This window comes from Curtobacterium sp. 9128 (genome assembly GCF_900086645.1).
Taxonomy (GTDB): domain Bacteria; phylum Actinomycetota; class Actinomycetes; order Actinomycetales; family Microbacteriaceae; genus Curtobacterium.
Window position 1 is genome coordinate 15,427 of the sequence record NZ_LT576451.1, and the last position, 18,069, is coordinate 33,495.

Annotated in this window: 14 protein-coding genes; 8 read left to right on the plus strand and 6 right to left on the minus strand. The window is 72.3% G+C overall.

The genetic code is table 11. The features are described 5' to 3' along the window. Positions 1-24 precede the first annotated feature (24 nt). The 3 genes from QK288_RS00090 to QK288_RS00100 form a co-directional block, all read right to left on the minus strand. Entirely contained in the window at positions 25-1,353 is a 1,329-nt protein-coding gene (locus QK288_RS00090; RefSeq protein ID WP_281265803.1) for an enolase C-terminal domain-like protein, read from the minus strand. Positions 1,354-2,401: 1,048 nt separating this feature from the next. Continuing rightward, positions 2,402-3,007, minus strand: coding sequence for a TetR/AcrR family transcriptional regulator (locus QK288_RS00095; RefSeq protein ID WP_281265804.1), 606 nt, complete (start codon positions 3,005-3,007; stop codon positions 2,402-2,404). A gap of 59 nt (positions 3,008-3,066) precedes the next feature. Beyond that, positions 3,067-5,235, minus strand: coding sequence for an MDR family MFS transporter (locus QK288_RS00100; protein WP_281265805.1), 2,169 nt, complete (start codon positions 5,233-5,235; stop codon positions 3,067-3,069). A 190-nt stretch (positions 5,236-5,425) separates the two neighbouring features. Between QK288_RS00100 and QK288_RS00105 the strand changes: the two genes are divergently transcribed. From QK288_RS00105 to QK288_RS00130, 6 genes are all read left to right on the plus strand, one after another. Continuing rightward, complete coding sequence (locus QK288_RS00105; RefSeq protein WP_281265806.1) at positions 5,426-6,367, plus strand: phosphotransferase; 942 nt, start codon at positions 5,426-5,428, stop codon at positions 6,365-6,367. 78 nt (positions 6,368-6,445) lie between these two features. Beyond that, positions 6,446-9,520 carry an FtsX-like permease family protein gene (locus tag QK288_RS00110; protein ID WP_281265807.1) on the plus strand — a complete coding sequence of 1,025 codons (3,075 nt, stop codon included), beginning with the start codon at positions 6,446-6,448 and terminating at the stop codon, positions 9,518-9,520. Continuing rightward, the gene (locus tag QK288_RS00115; RefSeq protein WP_281265808.1) at positions 9,517-10,455 is read left to right on the plus strand and encodes an ATP-binding cassette domain-containing protein; all 939 of its coding nucleotides are present in this window, start codon (positions 9,517-9,519) and stop codon (positions 10,453-10,455) included. Before QK288_RS00110 ends, QK288_RS00115 begins: the two co-directional genes overlap by 4 nt. After that, on the plus strand, positions 10,452-11,195 hold the full coding sequence (locus tag QK288_RS00120; RefSeq protein ID WP_281265809.1) for an ATP-binding cassette domain-containing protein: 744 nt from the start codon (positions 10,452-10,454) through the stop codon (positions 11,193-11,195). Before QK288_RS00115 ends, QK288_RS00120 begins: the two co-directional genes overlap by 4 nt. Then, the gene (locus tag QK288_RS00125; protein WP_281265810.1) at positions 11,192-11,710 is read left to right on the plus strand and encodes a hypothetical protein; all 519 of its coding nucleotides are present in this window, start codon (positions 11,192-11,194) and stop codon (positions 11,708-11,710) included. The genes QK288_RS00120 and QK288_RS00125 overlap by 4 nt, the downstream gene beginning before the upstream one ends. A 111-nt stretch (positions 11,711-11,821) precedes the next feature. Next, on the plus strand, positions 11,822-13,186 hold the full coding sequence (locus QK288_RS00130) for an NtaA/DmoA family FMN-dependent monooxygenase (RefSeq protein ID WP_281265811.1): 1,365 nt from the start codon (positions 11,822-11,824) through the stop codon (positions 13,184-13,186). 34 nt (positions 13,187-13,220) lie between these two features. Here QK288_RS00130 and QK288_RS00135 read toward each other — a convergent pair whose 3' ends face one another. Then, a complete protein-coding gene (locus QK288_RS00135) occupies positions 13,221-13,799 on the minus strand; it encodes a TetR/AcrR family transcriptional regulator (protein WP_281265812.1) in 579 nt (192 codons plus the stop codon). 93 nt (positions 13,800-13,892) lie between these two features. Between QK288_RS00135 and QK288_RS00140 the strand changes: the two genes are divergently transcribed. Next, positions 13,893-14,591: an SDR family oxidoreductase gene (locus QK288_RS00140; protein WP_281265813.1), complete on the plus strand. Its 699-nt coding sequence runs from the start codon at positions 13,893-13,895 to the stop codon at positions 14,589-14,591. Positions 14,592-14,613: 22 nt separating this feature from the next. Here QK288_RS00140 and nadE read toward each other — a convergent pair whose 3' ends face one another. Together nadE and QK288_RS00150 are read right to left on the minus strand one after the other, a co-directional pair. Continuing rightward, a complete protein-coding gene (nadE, locus tag QK288_RS00145; protein WP_281265814.1) occupies positions 14,614-15,435 on the minus strand; it encodes an ammonia-dependent NAD(+) synthetase in 822 nt (273 codons plus the stop codon). An 11-nt stretch (positions 15,436-15,446) separates the two neighbouring features. Then, positions 15,447-16,598 carry an AI-2E family transporter gene (locus QK288_RS00150; RefSeq protein WP_281265815.1) on the minus strand — a complete coding sequence of 384 codons (1,152 nt, stop codon included), beginning with the start codon at positions 16,596-16,598 and terminating at the stop codon, positions 15,447-15,449. A gap of 97 nt (positions 16,599-16,695) precedes the next feature. Between QK288_RS00150 and QK288_RS00155 the strand changes: the two genes are divergently transcribed. Beyond that, entirely contained in the window at positions 16,696-18,066 is a 1,371-nt protein-coding gene (locus QK288_RS00155; protein WP_281265816.1) for a serine hydrolase, read from the plus strand. The last annotated feature ends 3 nt before the right edge of the window (positions 18,067-18,069 follow it).

Genomic DNA, 18,069 nt, shown 5'->3' on the forward strand with positions numbered 1-18,069 from the left:
TGGTGATCGGGTGAGGGGGTGTGGTCAGGCGACGCGGACCGCGTCGCGTGGGGAGTCGACGGCCCAGACCGGGCCGTCGGGGAACTCGTACGTGTCGAGGGAGTCGGCGAGCATCTCGGTGCCGGCTCCGGGAGCGGTGGGGGGCCAGTAGCGGCCGTCGTGCACGTCGACCGGGGTCACGAAGTGCTCGTGGAGGTGGTCGACGTACTCGATGCAGCGGGTGTCGAGGTCGCCGGACAGCGCCACGGCGTCGAACATCGACAGGTGCTGCACGGCCTCGCAGAGCCCGACGCCGCCGGCGTGCGGGCAGACCCGGACGCCGTACTTGGCGGCGAGGAGCAGGATCGCGAGGTTCTCGTTGACACCGGCCACGCGGGTCGCGTCGATCTGCAACACGCGCATCGCCTCGGCCTGGATGAGCTGCTTCGCGATGACCCGGTTCGCCATGTGCTCCCCCGTCGCGACCGGGATCGGGGCGATGCGGCGGGCGATCTCGGCGTGGGCGAGCACGTCGTCGGGGCTCGTCGGCTCCTCGACCCAGGCGATGTCGAACGGTCGGAGTCGATCGATCCACGCCACCGCCTCGTCGACGTCCCACCGCTGGTTCGCGTCGACGGCGATCCGGATGTCCGGACCGACGACGGCGCGGGCGATCCCCATCCGGCGGACGTCCTCGTCGACGTCGCCGCCGACCTTGAGCTTGATCTGCGTGAAGCCCTCGTCGACGGCCTCTCGGCACAGGCGGGCGAGCTTGTCGTCGTCGTAGCCGAGCCAGCCGGGGGTGGTCGTGTACGCCGGGTAGCCCTGCGCTTCGAGCCGCGCTCGACGGGCCGCACGGAGCGGCTCGGCCTCGCGGAGCATCGCGAGCGCCTCGGCGGGGGTGATCGCGTCGGTGAGGTAGCGGAAGTCCACCAGGTCGACGAGCTCCTCGGGCGCGAGGCCGGCGAGGTGCGCCCAGAGCGGCTCCCCTGCGCGCTTCGCCCTGAGGTCCCAGAGGGCGTTCACGACGGCGCCGATCGCCATGTGCATGACGCCCTTCTCCGGGCCGAGCCAGCGGAGCTGCGAGTCGTGCACGAGTTCGCGCCAGGTGCCGCCCATGTCCGCCAGGAGTGCTTCGGCGTCGCGACCGACGACGTGTCCGCGGAGTGCGGCGATGGCGGCTTCCTGGACCTCGTTGCCGCGGCCGATGGTGAAGACGAAGGCGGATCCCGCGAGCCCGTCGAGTGCGTCGGTCGTGATCTCGACGGTCGCGGCGGAGTAGTCGGGCGCCGGGTTCATGGCGTCGGACCCGTCGTGTTCCCGAGAGGTCGGGAACCGGATGTCGCGCACGCGCAGACCGGTGATGCGGCTCATCGTGTCTCCTGCCCGTCCGGTCTCCGTCGACCGAACGAGGTAATCAAAACATCCGATGTCTACCGCGTCAAGCGTCTATTTCGTCACGTTCTGGCGTCATGTCCGCCGCAACCACCCGATGACTGGGTGCGGGCCGGGTCGCACGGCCGGGCCGCGCCGGGTGGTCACGACATGCCGTCGGCGTGCCGCCGAGGGGTCACCATCCGTCGCTCCGCGGGCCGGGTCGCACGGCCGGGCCGCGCCGAGTGGTCACGACATGCCGTCGGCGTGCCGCCGAGGGTGCACGAAGCGTCGCTCCGCGGGCCGGCAGGCGACGACTCGCGACCAGTCGGCGGACGTGAGCGGCACGTCGTGACGCCTCGGGGCAGCGAAAGACGGGCGGCGGACGGGAGGCCCGTGGCGGGCGGCCACGAGCCTCCCGTCCGGCGGGCAGTCGCGACGCGACCTGCCGCAGACGCGCGCCGCGTGGTCAGGACATGCCGTCGGTGTGCGGCCGAGGGTGCACGAAGTGTCGCTCCGCGGGCCGGCAGGCGACGACTCGCGACCAGTCGGCGGACGTGAGCGGCACGTCGTGACACCTCGGGGCAGCGAGAGACGGGCGGCGGACGGGAGGCCCGTGGCGGGCGGCCACGAGCCTCCCGTCCGGCGGGCAGTCGCGACGCGACCTGCCGCAGACGCGCGCCGAGTGGTCACGACATGCCGTCGGCGTGCCGCCGAGGGTGCACGAAGCGTCGCTCCGCGGGCCGGCAGGCGACGACTCGCGACCAGTCGGCGGACGTGAGCGGCACGTCGTGACGCCTCGGGGCAGCGAAAGACGGGCGGCGGACGGGAGGCCCGTGGCGGGCGGCCACGAGCCTCCCGTCCGGCGGGCAGTCGCGACGCGACCTGCCGCAGACGCGCGCCGCGTGGTCAGGACATGCCGTCGGTGTGCGGCCGAGGGTGCACGAAGTGTCGCTCCGCGGGCCGGCAGGCGACGACTCGCGACCAGTCGGCGGACGTGAGCGGCACGTCGTGACACCTCGGGCTACCAGGAGGCGCGCACACTGACTCAGGACGCGGCGAGCCGGCCCATCTCGGCGACCACGCCGCGGACGCGTGCAGCGAGCTCGTCGCGCGAGCCGACGGTGACGCGGTGCGCGGTCTCGATGACCGCGGCCATCACGAGGGTCGTGGCCGTCCGGGCGGTGTCCGCGTCGGTGCGTTCGCACGCGACCTCGTACACCGCGAGCCGCGCATCGGCCATCCACTGCAGCATCGTCGGGACCATCTCGGGGCGGGCCTGGACGAGCGCCTTCATCCGGGAGCGGTCCTCGGGGAGCTCCACCGTGGACGCGAAGAGGTCGCAGAGGTCGTGGACGAGCTGCCCGTCCGAGGCGAGGAACGCCTCGCGCGCGTGGTGCGGGATCGCCGTTCCAGGCAGCCCGAGGGCGGCGTGCCCCTTCGAGGAGAAGTAGTTGAAGAAGGTCCGGGTGGAGACGCCGGCCTCGGCGCAGATCTCCTCGACGGTCACGCCGGCGAGTCCGCGATCGGTGACGAGTGCGAGCGCGGCTTCGTGCATGGACTGCCGGGTGCGCTGCTTCTTGCGCTCCCGGAGGCCGCAGTGCTCGTCGTCGGTTGCGGTGGCGTCCGTGGCGGGCGCTTCGGTGGTGCTCACGGGGTGCTCCTGGTGCGGGTCGGGACCTCCCGCAGTGCTGCGGGAGGCCCCGATGGTGCCTAGTTCGCCGAACGCGGACCCTGGACGGGGATCGAACCGGTGGACGGTGCCGTCGGCGAGCCCATCGTGTTCGCGGCCTCGACGGCCTGGGCCTCGAGGTCGTCGGCGGTGCCGTCGGCGTCGGCCTGCTCCTGCAGGGCCGAGCTCTTGCGGAGCGGCGGCGCCCTGAAGAACCAGCTGAGGACGAACGCCAGCAGGATCACGGCGAAACCGACCCAGTAGACGGTCACGGCCGAGGTGTTGAACCCGGTCATGAACGGCCGCGTGAGCGCCGGTGCCGCGCCGTTGAGGTAGGACGTGTCGCTCGTCTCGGAGCTGCTGCTGCTGCTGCTCGAGGAGGACGATGCCTTGTCCATCTGCTTGACGACACCGGGGACGACCTGGTCGACCCAGTACGTGCGCTCGGCCTTGTCGGACCAGTCGACGACCAATGCGCCGTTCTCGACCGTGGCGTGCGCCTTGTCGGCGGCAGCGGCGAGCGCCTGGCTCTCCGCCTCGGGCAGTGCGGCGGCGACCTGCTGGTCGATGACGCCCTGCGCCGCGGCGGCCGGGACTGCGCCTGCTGCGACCTGCTGCTGGACGGCAGCGGTCACCTGCTGCGTGACGGCCTGGTCGGCGGCCTGCTTCGCGGCGCTCGTCGCGTCGGTCAACCCGGAGGAGACCTGCTGCTTGATCGGGGTGACGATCGGGTTCCAGATCTGGTCCATGACGCCCTGGTTGGCCTTCGCCGACGCGACGGTCGGGTTGAGCGCGGCGTCGAGCGCACCGGTCAGGTTCTGCTTGTCGGCCGTGGCGTGCACGATGTTCGCCGGCATGATCGAGAACAGGACGCTCAGGAGCACCGCGGTGCCGAGCGTTCCACCGATCTGGCGGAAGAACGTCGCCGAGCTCGTCGCCACACCCATGTCACGTGGCTGGACCGAGTTCTGCGAGGCGAGCGTGATGCTCTGCATGAGCTGACCGAGGCCGAGCCCGATGAGGAACATGCCGATCATCAGGAACCAGAGCGGCTTGTCGATCGTCATGAACGTCAGGACGACGTAGCCGATCGAGACCAGCGCGGTCCCGATGACCGGGAACTGGCGGTACTTGCCCGTGCGGGCGACGATCTGGCCGGAGGCGATCGACGCGATCATCAGGCCACCGATCATCGGCAGCGTGGCGAAGCCCGACTCGGTCGGGGTCAGCCCGGTCACGATCTGCAGGTACAGCGGGATGGTCAGCATGGCGCCGAACATCGCGAAGCCCACGAGGAAGCCGAGGATGGTCGCCATCGAGAACACGCCGGAGCGGAAGAGCTTCAGCGGGATGATCGCGTCGTCCTTCATGAGCGTCTCGATCACCAGGAACGCGACGAGGCCCACGGCACCGGTCACGTAGCAGGCGATCGCGCCGGCCGAGCCCCAGCCCCAGGTGCGGCCCTGTTCGGCCACGAGGAGCAGCGGGACCAGGGTCACGATGACCGAGGTGGCGCCCCACCAGTCGATGCGCGGCTTCGCCTTGGCGTCACCGAACTTCGGGAGGTGCAGGAACGCGATGACCATGAGCAGCGCGCCGACGCCGATCGGGACGTTGATGAGGAACACCCAGCGCCATCCGGTGACACCGAGGATGCTCGACGCACCGGCGAAGAGCCCACCGATGAGCGGGCCGATGACCGAGGAGATGCCGAAGACGGCGAGGAAGTAGCCCTGGTACTTGGCACGTTCACGCGGGGCGAGGATGTCGCCCATGATCGCCAGCGGCAGCGACATCAGCGCACCGGCACCGATGCCCTGGAAGGCACGGAAGGCGGCGAGCATGATCATCGACGTCGACATGGTCGAGAGCAGCGATCCGAGGATGAAGACCGCGATGCCGAAGATGTAGAGCGGGCGACGACCGAAGACGTCGGAGAGCTTGCCGTAGATCGGCGTGGTGATCGTGCTCGCGATGAGGTACGCGGTCGTCACCCAGGCCTGCTGGTCGAGTCCGTGCAGGTCGTCGCCGATGGTGCGGATCGCCGTGCCGACGATCGTCTGGTCGAGCGAGGACAGGAACATCCCGGCCATGAGGCCGTAGATGACGAGGAGGATCTGGCGGTGCGACATGATCGGCTTGCCCGGCGTGCTCGCCGGTGCTGATGATCGCCCGCGCTGCACCTCGACGGGTGCGGTGGCAGTTGACATGGGGGTCCTTCTGGAGTGCTGATGGCGGATCGGTGCGCGTCGGTGCGTGGTGGTCGCGAGGGACGCCGGGGCTTGCGCGGCGGGTCAACCTTGCAGACGCTGCAACTTTACACCACGGGCACGTTTGCTGCCAATGCAAACTTTCCCATTGCGCACGTTTGGTGAACACACCCTCAGGTAGCGTCGACGCATGTGGCGAACGACCTGGACCGATGTACCGGCGACGCTGCGGGGGCAGGTCGAGGGACTGCTCGGGAGTCGGGTGGTCACGGCCGGATCGCAGGCCGGTGGGTACTCCCCCGGCGGGGCCGACCGGGTGGTGACCGACTCCGGTCGACGGGCGTTCGTCAAGACGCTGTCGCGCCGGACGAACCCGGACGGGTACGGCTTCCACGAGCGTGAGGCAACGGTGATGGCGCACATCCCGCCGAGCGTGCAGGCGCCCCGCCTGCTCGGCACGCTGCGCGCCTCCGTGCACGACGACGACTGGATCGCCCTGGTGCTGGACGACGTCGACGGTGCGCACCCCGGCAGCGCGGACGTCACCGCCGTGCTCGACGCGCTCGACACCCTGCCCGTCGCGGCCGGCCCGCTCGCCGACCTGCCACGTGCAGCACCGGACCTCGCCGAGGAGTTCGCCGCGTGGGACCGGATGCTGGCGACCGGGCTCGACGCCACCACGGCGGCGGGCGATCCCGTGGTCCCACCCGACGTCGCCGCCCACGCCGCCCGCTTCGCCGAGGTCGCGCGCGCCGGTGCCGCGGCGGTCGACGGCGAGCACCTCGTCCACCTCGACTGCCGTGCGGACAACCTGCTCGTCGACGCGGACGGCGTCGTTTGGGTGGTCGACTGGCCGTGGGCGGGGATCGGTGCGCACTGGCTCGACCCGCTCACCTACCTGCTCGACGCCCTGGTGCGGGGCGACGACGTCGACGTCGAACACCACCTGGCGACGCACCGGGTGTTCGACGGCGCGACACCGGAGGCGATCGACGCGGTCCTCGCCGGACTCGCCGGGATGTTCTTCGAGAAGGCCGGCCGTCCCGCACCGCCGAACATGCCGACGATCCGCGCGTTCCAGCGGGCAGAGGGCATCGCTGCCGCACGGTGGCTCCTCCATCGGGGGCACTGACCGGAATCCGCAGCCCCCTGCCCGGTTGTGCCACAATCGCGGAGCCGGTGACGAGGCCGGCTGCTCGAGGGGGTACCGGTGTTCTGGTCGCGCAGCATCCGCCGACGTCCGGCCGCCGCGACCGTCCTCGCCTTGCTCGCCCTGGTCGCCACGGTGGTCTCCGTGCTCGCGCCGCTCCTCCTGCGTGCCGTCGAGCAGGCGAACCTCGATGCCACGATCCGCGACGCCGGCCTCGGCGGGACGTCCATCGCAGCATCGGCGGAGATCCCGGACCACCAGCTGAACGAGGCCGAGGGGGCCGTCATCGCCACCACCGCCTCGGCGTCCGATGCCCGCCGGTGGCTGCCGGGCGTCGTCGTGGCCGAGTCCTCGGCGTCGGCGTCCTACGTGGTCCCCGACCAGCGCCCCCAGCAGACCAGCAGCGTGCAGCTCGCCGGGCTCGCGACCGACTGCCGGAAGGCCGGGCTCAGCGACGGCCACTGCCCGTCCGGTGCCGACGAGGTGCTCGCGGCCGCCGGGTCCGACGTCGCCACCGGAACACGACTCCGCGTCACCGTGCAGTCCGTCCCCGAGCAGGTCCTGACGCTCCGGGTGGTGGGCACGTACGACCCGGACAGCCACGTGGGGCGCATCGCAGCGGGTGCCGGCAAGCTGTTCGGCAGCGGGGGCGACGGCGATCCGGACCTCGTGATGTCCCTCGGCGGCTTCGAGGAGCTCGCGCTCGAGGGCAACGTCTGGTCCGTGACGACGCTGGCCCCCGGACTCCGCCTCGACGAGGTGCCGGCCGTCGTCGAGGACGTCCGTGCGACGAACGACGCGACGCTCACCACCACCGGCGCAGACTCGGCCGTCTCGGTCCAGCAGCGGATCGACGTGCTCGTCGACCGGGTGGCCGACGGCAACGACGCCGCGACGGTGATCGTGGCGGTCGCTGCATTGCAGGCGATCGTCCTCGCGTGGTTCGCCCAAGGTGTGGCGGCAGGACGCATCGGTCAGGCACGCGCCGCGGAGTGGGGACTCACACGACTCCGAGGCCTCCCGGCCCGGCGACGACTGGTCACCGTGCTCGCGGAGCCGGTCATCGCGACCGTCGTCGGTGCCGCGGTCGGCTCGGTGGTCGGGTTCGCACTCGCGGCGGCCTGCGCGCCGCTCCTGCTCGGCGCCGACGCGCCCGCTGTCGAACCGTTCCGTGCACCGGTGCTCGCCGCCCTCGCAGCATCGCTCCTCGGCTCGTTGGTCGCACTCGTCGTCGCGAGTGCTCGTGCCGCACGTGTGCCGCTGGTCGACCTCCTGCGCCGGGTCACCGAGCCGCGCACCCTCTCGCGGACGGGAGCGGTCGTGCAGGCCGTCGCCGTGATCGCGTCCGTCGTGGGCATCGCGGCGGTCGTGACCCAGCCCCGCATCTCCGGGCCGGGCGTCGCGCTCCTCGCCCCGACGCTCGTGGCCGTGCTCCTCGCCGTGGTCGCCCTGCGGGTCGGTGTCGCCGTCGTGCGCCGACGTGCGGTCCGACCGGCAGGGTCGCTCACCGAGCTGCTCGTCGTCCGCCGCATCGCGAGGACCCCGTCCGTGCTGACGACCGCCGTCGTCGTCGTGATGGGCGTCGCACTCGCGGTGTCCTCGAGCCAGACCGCGGTCCTGGCCGTCCGGCTGGCCGACGACCGCGCCGCGGCCGTCCTCGGGGCCGCGGCCGTCCTCGACGTCGAGGTCGGAGCGGGACGGTCGTTCGTCGGGAGTGTCCGCGACGCGGATCCCGACGGTCGGTCGGCGATGGCCGTGGAGACCACGACGAGCGGCAGCGGCGTCGGGCGGCTCGTCGCGCTCGACTCGATGCGGCTGGCTGCGGTCAGTGCGTGGGACCCGGCGTGGGGCGGCCGCGACGTCGCCGCGCTGGAGCGGTCACTCCGACCCGCCGGTCACAGCCCGCTCCGGATCACCGGCGAGCGGCTCTCGATCACCCTCGCGGACGTCGGGGCTCCGGACGGGACCGCCGCACAGACGCTCCAGACCGCGGACCAGGACGACGTCGACCTCGTCGCGGTCGTCCAGGCGGCGGACGGGTGGCACCACGTCGACCTCGGCGGTGTGCGGGCCGGGACCCTGACCAGCGCTGCCGGGGCGGTGCCGTGCAGCGCCGGGTGCCGCCTGGTGTGGCTCGGGCTCGAGACCCACGACTCCGAGTCGACGCCGTACGGTCTCAGTGCCACCGTCACCGCCATCGACGTCGACGGCCGTGCGGTGTCGTCGTCCTGGCTCGACCCGGACCGCTGGCGGGACCGCATCGGTGAGAACAGCCTCCCGAGCGGCGGCCCGAGCGCGACGATCGGTGCGCACGCGGACGGCCTGCGTGTCTCGTGGCTCGACCCGACCGGGCAGGGGTCGCCGAGCATCGCACCGTGGGACTCCCCCGAACCGCTCCCGGCGGTCGTCGGGAAGGGGACGGCGCTCCAACCGTTCGCGGGCGTGCGGGACGGCGCGCTCGGGATCGGGTTGAACGGCGAGTCCCTCGTCCTCCGCGTGGTCGGCAGGGCACCGGCGCTCCCCCGCGTGCTCGGCGACGGCGCACTCGTCGACCTGTCCACGGCGGGACGGGTCACCGATCCGCGCGGCGCCGGTTCCACCCACGAGGTCTGGGTCGCCCCGGGAGCGACGGCACGCGTCACCGCTGCACTGCGGACACACGGCATCACCGTGACCGGACACCGGACCCTGGCCGACGCCGAGCGTCGCGCCGAGCGGGCAGCGCCGGTGCTCGGAGCGCTCGTGGGCCTCCCGGTGGCCGGCGCAGCACTCGCGCTGACGCTCGTCGTCGTCGCCGGGGTCGGCGTGATCGGCGCCAGGACGCGACGAGAGGACGCCCGCGTGCTGCGCACCGCCGGGTTCGGTCGACGCGCGCTCCGGCGCTCGCTGCTGCTCGAGAACTTCCTCCCCGCGGCGGCCGCGACCGTCGTCGGTGCGATCGCGGGGACCGCGGCAACGCTGCTCACCGCCGCACGCCTCCCGCTCCGGGCGCAGGCGCTCCCGCCGATGGGCGTCCCCGTGGGCCCGGTCACCGTGCTCGTCGTCACGGTGTCCGTCCTGGTCGTCGCGTTCGCCGTCTCGGTGCTCGTCGCCAGGAGCGGAGCCCGGCCGACGAGGGACGGGGGTGCGCGATGACCACGCCAGCGTTCCGCGCTGCCGGACTCGTGCACGTCTACCGCGAGGCCGAGGTCGACGTCGCCGCGCTCCGGGGCATCGACCTCACCGTCCCACCCGGCCAGCGGGTGGCGCTCCTCGGCCCCTCCGGCTCGGGCAAGTCGACGCTGCTCTCCATCGCGGCCGGGCTGATGCGCCCGAGTGCCGGGACCGTCACCGTCGGCGACCAGGACCTCGGGACCGCCGGCCGACGCGACCTCGAGCGTCTCCGACGCGACGTCCTCGGCCTGATGCTCCAGGGCACGGACGTCAACCTGATCGGCCACGAGTCGGCACACGCCAACGTGGCATGGTCGGTGCGCGGCATCGCCGGACGGGACACGAGCCTCGGCGACCGGGTGCTCGCCGCCGGCGGGGTGCCCGACGACGACCGCCCCGTCGCCGAGCTGTCGGTCTCGCACCGGCAGACCGCGGCGCTCGCCGTCGCACTCGCTCCCCGGCCCCGGCTGCTCCTCGCCGACGAACCGACCAGTCGGCTCGACGGTCGCGCACGAGACGTCCTGCTCGACCTGCTCGTCGAGGAGACCGCTCGCGAGGACATCGCCGTGCTGCTCGTCACACACGACGAGCGGGTCGCGCGCCGGATGGAGCGGATGGTGCACCTCCGCGACGGCCGGGTCGGCGAGGAGGACTCCGGGTCCGGCCGTCGGGCGGTGGTCGCGGCCGACGGGTCCGTCCCCATCCCCCAGCACCTGCGGGCGGACTGGCCGACCGGGTCCCTGGTCACCGTAGAGCCGGACGGTGCCGGCGGCCTGCGGGTGCGCCACGCGCACGACGGCGACCAGCCCGCCGTCGACGCGCCCGGCGACCGGCCCGCCGACCGGCCCGCCGACCGGCCCGGCGACCGGCCCGGCGACCGGCCCGGCGACGGGCCCGATGACGGGAGGGCTCCGTGACCGTGCTCCACTTCCACCGGTTCGTCGTCCGGCTCGACGACCACGAGGTCCTCGCCGTCGACGGCGAGTTCGCAGCAGGCTCGGTCCTGGTCCTGACCGGCGAGGACGGCGCCGAGGTGTCCGCAGCGCTCGCAGCGGTCCTGGACGCCGTCACCTCCGCGGCCGGGCAGGACCGGCTCCTCGACGTGCCGGCGCACGTCGCGGTCGACGGAACCGTCCGGGTGTCCGATGCGTCCGACCCGCTGGCCGCCGCGATGACCAGGGACCACGGCCTCCTCGGTGCGTTGACCGCGACCGAGAACGTCGCACTCGGGGTCCTCGCCCACGCACGGGAGCACTCCCGTTCCGCGCCGGCTGACGCCGTGACAGCCGCCCTCGACGCCGTCGGAGTCCCGGATGCGGTCAGGCACAACCTCGCCGAACAGCTCTCCGGTGGACAGCAGCAGCGCGTCGCACTGGCACGGGCGCTCGTGGCCGATGCGGCGGTCACGGCACTCGACGACCCTGCGAGCGAGCTCGACCCGGCGTCCGTGGTCGTCGTCGACCGGGCGATCGCCGACGCGGCGGCCCGCGGTGGGGTCGTGCTCGTCGGCCGCTCGGACGACCAGCCGATGCCGCCGACGGCCGTGCGCATCCAGGTCGGGGAACGGCGACGAGGCCGGCAGCACGGTCGGCACCGATCGGGGTACCTCGAGGGCCCAGGAGACACGTCGGGCACGCGCGTACCGTCGCACCGATGAACGACGAGAACGGAAGCAATCGTCCGGAGGACGACGCCGCACGCCTGGGACTCGTCGTCGTCGGCGAGGCAGCAGCCCTGCACTCCGGTGACGAAGCCGCCTTGGACGCGAGCGAGGACAACATCCGGGAGACCGTGGACGACCTGGTCGATGAGCCGCTGACCCAACGGCAAGAGGAGGTCGTCCAGCGCCTCGCATCCGCAGGCGGCACCATCGCCGCCGGCCTCAGCGGTGCACTCGCCGCACAGACCGACCGCTCGGTGGACGACGTCCTCGCGGGTGCCGCCCGCGCGGTCGTCTGGCAGCAGCGCATGACCGCGGACCAGGACCGCCGCGTGGAGCGCGACGGCACCGACGAAGCGGCCGCACGCGTCGAGCAGGACGACCAGACCGAACGCGACGCCCACGCCGAGTACGACCGGGACGAGCACGGGGACCGTGGCGGCCGAGTGGACGCCGACCGGAGCGACTCCGACGACCATCGGCAGGACGGCCGCCACCGCGACGACCGCTGACCCGCACCGCGGCGGCCCGCACCGTGGCGGCCCGCACCGCGCCGGAGCACGCCGCGCAACACGGGGTCACGAACGAGCAGTCGTCGCGAGCCCTTCCGTAGCGTTGCGCCCATGCCGAAGCGACTCCTGCTCAACGTGTTCGAGATGAACTGCGTCGGACACATCACGCACGGCCTCTGGCGCATCCCGGGCAACAACCGGCATCGCTACAACGACATCCGGTACTGGACCGAGCTCGCACGCACCGCAGAGGCCGGCCAGTTCGACGCGATCTTCATCGCGGACGTCCTCGGCGCCTACGACGTGTACGGCGGCTCCGCCGCGCCCGCGCTCCGCGAGGGCCTGCAGATCCCGAACAACGACCCGATGCTCGTCGTCCCCGCGATGGCCGCCGTCACGGACCACATCGGCTTCGGCATCACGTTCTCCACGAGCTACGAGCCGCCGTTCGCCTTCGCCCGGCGGATGTCGACCCTCGACCACCTGACGAACGGCCGCGTCGGCTGGAACGTCGTGACGAGCTACCTGCCGAACGCCGCCCGGAACTTCGGGCTCGCCACGGAGATCCCGCACGACACCCGGTACGAGATCGCCGACGAGTACCTCGAGGTCCTCTACCAGCTGTGGGAGGGCTCGTGGGAGGACGGCGCCGTCGTCCGTGACGCGGCGAACGGCGTCTACACGGACCCGGACAAGGTCCACCCGATCGATCACGTGGGCGAGCACTTCAGCGTCGCCGGACCGCACCTGTCCGAGCCGTCGCTGCAGCGCACCCCGACCCTGTTCCTGGCGACGGGCTCCCCGGCAGGCATCGCCCGCGCCGGCAAGCACGCCGAGGTCGTCTTCACCGGCGGCCACGGCGTGCAGCGGACCGCCGACGCCGTCCGCGACGCTGCACAGGGCGCCGGTCGCGACCGTGGGGACGTCAAGTTCGTCACGCAGGCAGCGGTCATCACGGCGCCGACCCAGCGCGAGGTCGAGGACAAGGTCGCCCAGTACAAGGCATTCGCCAGCGAGGAGGGGCCGCTCATCCACGGCAGCGTCCCCTTCGACGCCCTGTCGCACCCGCGGAGCCGCACGGTCCGCGACGCCCTCGAGGCCGAGGGCGTCGAGGGCGGCGAACGACTCGTCGGCCGGGTCGCGCTCGACGCCACGGTCGGCGAGCTCATCGACCGCGTGAACGAAGCGTGGAACGGTGCCTTCTGGGCGGCCGGCGTGCCGGAGGCGGTCACCGAGCAGATCGAGGGGTGGCTCGACGACGACGGCATCGACGGGATCAACCTGCGCCAGTACCACTCGTTCGACACGGTGCGGGACTTCGGCACGTACGTCACGCCGCTGCTGCGCGAGCGCGGTCGCCTCCCCGAGCGCTACAGGGACGGCGAGACGCTGCGCGAGCGCGTGACGGGAGGCCCGGCTCGGCTCCCCGCATCGCACCCGGCCGCCACGTACCGGCACACGAGCGTCCCCGCCTGAGCAGACCGGCGCGCGTCCGGCGAGGTCCGCTCGTTCAGCGGCCGAGCAGTCGGCGGACGCCGTCCGTCACCACGTGCCGGGTGAGCGCACCGTCACGTCGTGCCTTGGCGCGAAGCGCCGCACCCTCCCAGAGGTCGACGAGCTGCGCACCGACGAGCTCGGCATCGAGCGACCCCGGCACGTCACCCTGTTCCTGCGCCAGCCGTACGGCCGTCGCGAGCTGCGCGACCCACTCGTCGAAGACCCCGTCGACGTGTGCCGCGACGCCGGGCTCGTCCGTCGCGGTGTCGATCGCGAGGTTCCCGAGCAGGCACCCGTACCGGAACTCGATCCCCGCCAGCCGCTCGAGCATCGCGTCGAAGTAGCCGGTAATCCGGTCGAGCGCGCGCGGCACCGAGTCGTCGACGAGCATCCCGATCGGCGACGCCGCGGCGAATCGGTCGGCCGCCACGATCGCGAGGTCGGCCTTCGACCGGAAGTGGTTGTAGAACGAGCCCTTCGGCGCCCCCGCGGCACCCGTGATCGCGGCCACGCCGGTCCCCGCGTAGCCGTGCTGGTGGAACTCGACGACTGCGGCGTCGACGATCGCGTCGCGGAGACTGGCTCGGGGCATGGGTCGATCTTCTCATCCGGGGAATAAGACGACCGGTCATATTGATCACCTTCACAGCGGCGTCGACCGGCGCCCCGACGGAAGGAACCCACCATGACCGGACTCAACGGACAGATCGTCCTCGTCACGGGCGCGAACGGCGGACTCGGCACGGAGTTCGTGCGTCAGGCGCTCGAGCGCGGCGCGACGAAGGTCTACGCCGCAGCGCGACGCCCCCGCGACTGGGAAGACGCACGCATCGTCCCCCTGGTGCTCGACGTGGCGGACGAGGCCTCGGTCACCCGCGCCGCTGCCGAGGCGAGCGACGTCACGGTGGTCGTGAACAACGCCGGTCTGCTGCGTGCGGGCGGACTCGTCGACGGCCCGCTCGACGACATCCGCGCGCAGATCGAGACGAACCTGATCGGCCCGCTCCTGGTCACGCGTGCCTTCGCACCTCTGCTCCGTGCGGCGCACGGCACGGTCGTGAACGTCGCGTCGATCCTGAGCTGGCTCGCCGGCAGCGGCGCGTACGGCGTCTCGAAAGCCGGGCTCTGGTCCGCGACGGACTCCACGCGGCTCGAACTGGCGAGCGACGGCGTACAGGTCGTGGGCGCCTACCTCGGGTACACCGACACCCCGATGACGGACGGCGTCGACGCTCCGAAGAACACCCCGGAGGAGGTCGTCACGGCGGTGTTCGACGGCGTGGAGTCGGGCGAGCACGAGGTCCTGGCGGACGAGCTCACCCGCACCGTGCGTGCATCGCTCGGCGCGCCGGTCAGCGAGCGATACACCGCCCTCGCCGGCTGACGCTTCCCACCCACAACGCCCGCTACGAGCGCCACCAGGTGTCGAACGGGGTCGCGGGGACCCGGCGCTTGTGCTCGGTGGCGCGGTACCGGGCCTCGATCGCCTCGGCGACCTCGACCGGGACGTCGTGCCCCTGCAGGTACGCGTCGATCTCGGCGTAGCTCAGGCCCAGGTTCGCCTCGTCCGTCTGTCCGGGGAGGTCGTCGAGCAGGTCGGCGGTCGGCGCCTTCTCGTACAGCCGGGCCGGGGCGCCGAGGTGCTCGAGGAGCTGCCGCCCCTGGCTCTTCGTCAACCCGGTCAGCGGCGTGATGTCGACACCGCCGTCGCCGTACTTCGTGAAGAACCCGGTCACGGCCTCTGCCGCGTGGTCGGTCCCGACGACGATGAGCCCGCGCTGCCCGGCGACCGCGTACTGGGCCACCATGCGCATCCGCGCCTTGACGTTGCCCTTCACGAAGTCGCTGAGCTCGACGCCGGCGCCGGTCGTGTCCTGGACGACCCCGTCGACACCGTGCTCGATGTTCACGGTGATGCCCGGCTCCGCGGCGATGAACTGCAGCGCGAGCTGGGCGTCGTCCTCGTCCGCCTGCACCCGGTACGGCATGCGCACCGTGGTGAAGGAGACGTCGTGCCCGTCGGCGCGGAGCGACTCGACCGCGAGCTGGGACAGGCGTCCGGCGAGGGTCGAGTCCTGCCCGCCGCTGATCGCGAGGACGAGGCCCTTCGCGCCGGTCGTCGTCAGGTAGTCGCGCAGGAAGCCGACGCGACGCGACACCTCCTCGGCCGGGTCGATGGTCGGCTGGACGTCGAGGGCCGCGGCGATGGCGGCTTGCAGTTCACGCACGTGCCCAGTATTCACCGTTGGGCGCGCGCCTTCACGGCCACGTCCTCCGACCGCTTCTGCCGCCACATCCGAGCGGGCTGGTCCGGGCCGTCCCAGACCTGCACGGCGCCCCACGCCGCGGCGAGGAGCGGCACGGACATCACGGCACCCGTGATGCCGGCGAGCACGGTCCCGGCGGTCAGGCCGACCAGGATCACGAGGCCGTGCAGCTTGAGCGTCCGGCCCATCAGCACCGGCTGCAGGAAGTTGCCCTCGAGCTGGTTCACGAGGACCACGATGCCGACCACCACGAGGGCCTGCACCGGCCCGAGCGCGACCAGGGCGACGAGCGCGGCGAGGATCCCGGCAGCGGTGGCACCGACGATCGGGATGAAGGCGGTGATGAAGACGACGACGGCCAGGGGCAGCGCGAGCGGCACCCCGACGATCGCGATGCCGATCCCGATGCCGATGGCGTCGACGGCCGCCACGGCCGCCGTCCCGCGGACGTAGCCGCCGAGCGTCGACACGACACGGTCCCCGACGCGGCGGGCACGGGCGTAACCGGAGCCCGAGAACGGACGGAGCAGGAACTCCCAGATGCGCGGGCCGTCCTTCAGGAAGAAGAACAGCACGACGATCATCAGGACGAGCCCGGTGAGGAAGTTCGCGGTCGCCGACGCCCCGGCGAGCGCACCGGAGCCGAACTGGGCGCTGGTGATGAAGTCGGTGACGGTCTTCGTTGCGTCCTTGATCTGCGAGTCCGAGATCGAGATCGGCAGCGACGTCACCCACCCCTGTAGCTGCTTGAAGCCGTCGACGGCGGAGTCCTGCAGGTCGGACCACTGGTTCTCGACGGCGACGACGATGAGCCAGCCGAGGAGCCCGAGCACGACGAGCACCCCGAGGAGCACCGCCAGCGTCGCGAGGACCGACGGCACCCGGTGCTTCCGGAGCCAGGACACGACGGGGTGCATCGCGGACGCGATGATGAGCGCGATCAGCACGGGGATGGTGACGACGCTGAGCGTGCTCGCGGCGAAGACGATCCCGGCGACGATGACGAGCACGATGATCGCCTGCAGGCACCGCGTCGCGAGTCGGCCGAACGAGTCCGACCAGGCCTTCCTGGGGCCGGCGACCGCTTCGACGGGCTCGGGTGCTGACGATCGGAAGAGGGGCATGGTGGTCCTTGTCGGTGACGTCGCTGACGTGCGGCGCGATCGGCGGTCGAACGCTCCCCCTGATGATGTCAGGGTGTCGGTGGATACGCTCAGGGTCGTGACGACGACGTTCCCGCGCAGCACCCCGTCCACCGTCGGCATCGACGCCTCCGGCATCGACGCCCTCGTCCGTGCGCTGGAGGCAGCGCCCGACGTCGAACCGCACAGCCTCATGGTGCTCCGGCACGGACAGGTCGCCGCCGAGGGGTGGTGGACCCCGTACTCCGCCGACCGACCGCACCTGCTGTACTCGCTGAGCAAGAGCTTCACGGCGGCGGCCGTGGGCATCGCGAGCCGCGAGGGCATCGTCGACCTGGACAGCACCGTCGTCAGCCACTTCCCCGAGCTGGACGCCGAGGTCACCGACGCGCGCAGCCGATCCATGACGCTGCGGAACATCCTGGCGATGTCGAGCGGCCACCGCGAGGAGACCCTCGACCGGGCCCGCGCGATCGACCCGACGAACATCGTCCGCGGCTTCCTGCTGCTCCCGCCCGACGAGGACCCCGGCACCGTCTTCGCCTACAACCAGCCCTGCACGTACACGCTCGCAGAGATCGTCCGCCGGGCGAGCGGGACCTCCCTCGTGGAGTACCTGCGCCCGCGCCTGTTCGACCCGCTCGGCATCGAGCAGGTGTCCTGGAAGCAGGACGAGCACGGCAACGAGCTCGGCTTCAGCGGCTGCTACGCCACGACGGAGTCGATCGCGAAGCTCGGCCAGCTGTACCTGCAGCGCGGCGTGTGGGACGGCGAGCGGATCCTCGACGAGGACTGGGTCGAGGCGGCCACCCGCACGCAGGTCGCGAACCCGGGTGAGGAGAACCCGGACTGGAGCCAGGGCTACGGCTACCAGTTCTGGATGGCCCGGCACGGCTTCCGCGGCGACGGCGCGTACGGCCAGTTCTGCGTCGTGCTGCCGGAGCACGACGTCGTCATCGCCATGACCGGTCAGAGCGCCGACATGCAGGCGGTCCTCGACGCGGTGTGGGAGCACCTGCTGCCGGCGATCGACGGCGACGGCTCGGCGGGCACCGTGGACCTGTCCGCGCTCGCGTTGCCGCCGGTGCGCGGCGGACGGCTCGGCCTGGAGGCTCGTGGCACCTACGCACGCGCGTCCCGTTCCGGGGTCCCCGGCCTGGAGTCCGTGGCGCTCGAGCAGGACGGCGAGCGGTGGGTGGTCACGCTGCACCAGGACGGCTCCGCCGTGCGCGCCGTCGTCGGCGAGGGCGAGTGGGCCGTCGACGGCTCGACCGCGGCGGGCGCCGCGACCGACGACGACGGACGGGTGCTGGTCGCCGTCCGGTTCGTCGACACCCCGCACCTGCTGTGGGTCCGCCTCGACGCCGGGGACCGGACCTTCGCGGCACGGTGGGCGACCGAGCCGTTGCACGACACGGTCCCCACCCTGCACCGCCCGACGACGGACTAGCGC

What these genes read in the sequence shown, in the direction of transcription:
- QK288_RS00090 (WP_281265803.1), bottom strand. Translation starts at nt 1,353, where the DNA reads ATGAGCCGCATCACCGGTCTGCGCGTGCGCGACATCCGGTTCCCGACC.
- QK288_RS00100 (WP_281265805.1), bottom strand. Translation starts at nt 5,235, where the DNA reads ATGTCAACTGCCACCGCACCCGTCGAGGTGCAGCGCGGGCGATCATCA.
- QK288_RS00105 (WP_281265806.1), top strand. Translation starts at nt 5,426, where the DNA reads ATGTGGCGAACGACCTGGACCGATGTACCGGCGACGCTGCGGGGGCAG.
- QK288_RS00115 (WP_281265808.1), top strand. Translation starts at nt 9,517, where the DNA reads ATGACCACGCCAGCGTTCCGCGCTGCCGGACTCGTGCACGTCTACCGC.
- QK288_RS00125 (WP_281265810.1), top strand. Translation starts at nt 11,192, where the DNA reads ATGAACGACGAGAACGGAAGCAATCGTCCGGAGGACGACGCCGCACGC.
- QK288_RS00130 (WP_281265811.1), top strand. Translation starts at nt 11,822, where the DNA reads ATGCCGAAGCGACTCCTGCTCAACGTGTTCGAGATGAACTGCGTCGGA.
- QK288_RS00135 (WP_281265812.1), bottom strand. Translation starts at nt 13,799, where the DNA reads ATGCCCCGAGCCAGTCTCCGCGACGCGATCGTCGACGCCGCAGTCGTC.
- QK288_RS00140 (WP_281265813.1), top strand. Translation starts at nt 13,893, where the DNA reads ATGACCGGACTCAACGGACAGATCGTCCTCGTCACGGGCGCGAACGGC.
- QK288_RS00150 (WP_281265815.1), bottom strand. Translation starts at nt 16,598, where the DNA reads ATGCCCCTCTTCCGATCGTCAGCACCCGAGCCCGTCGAAGCGGTCGCC.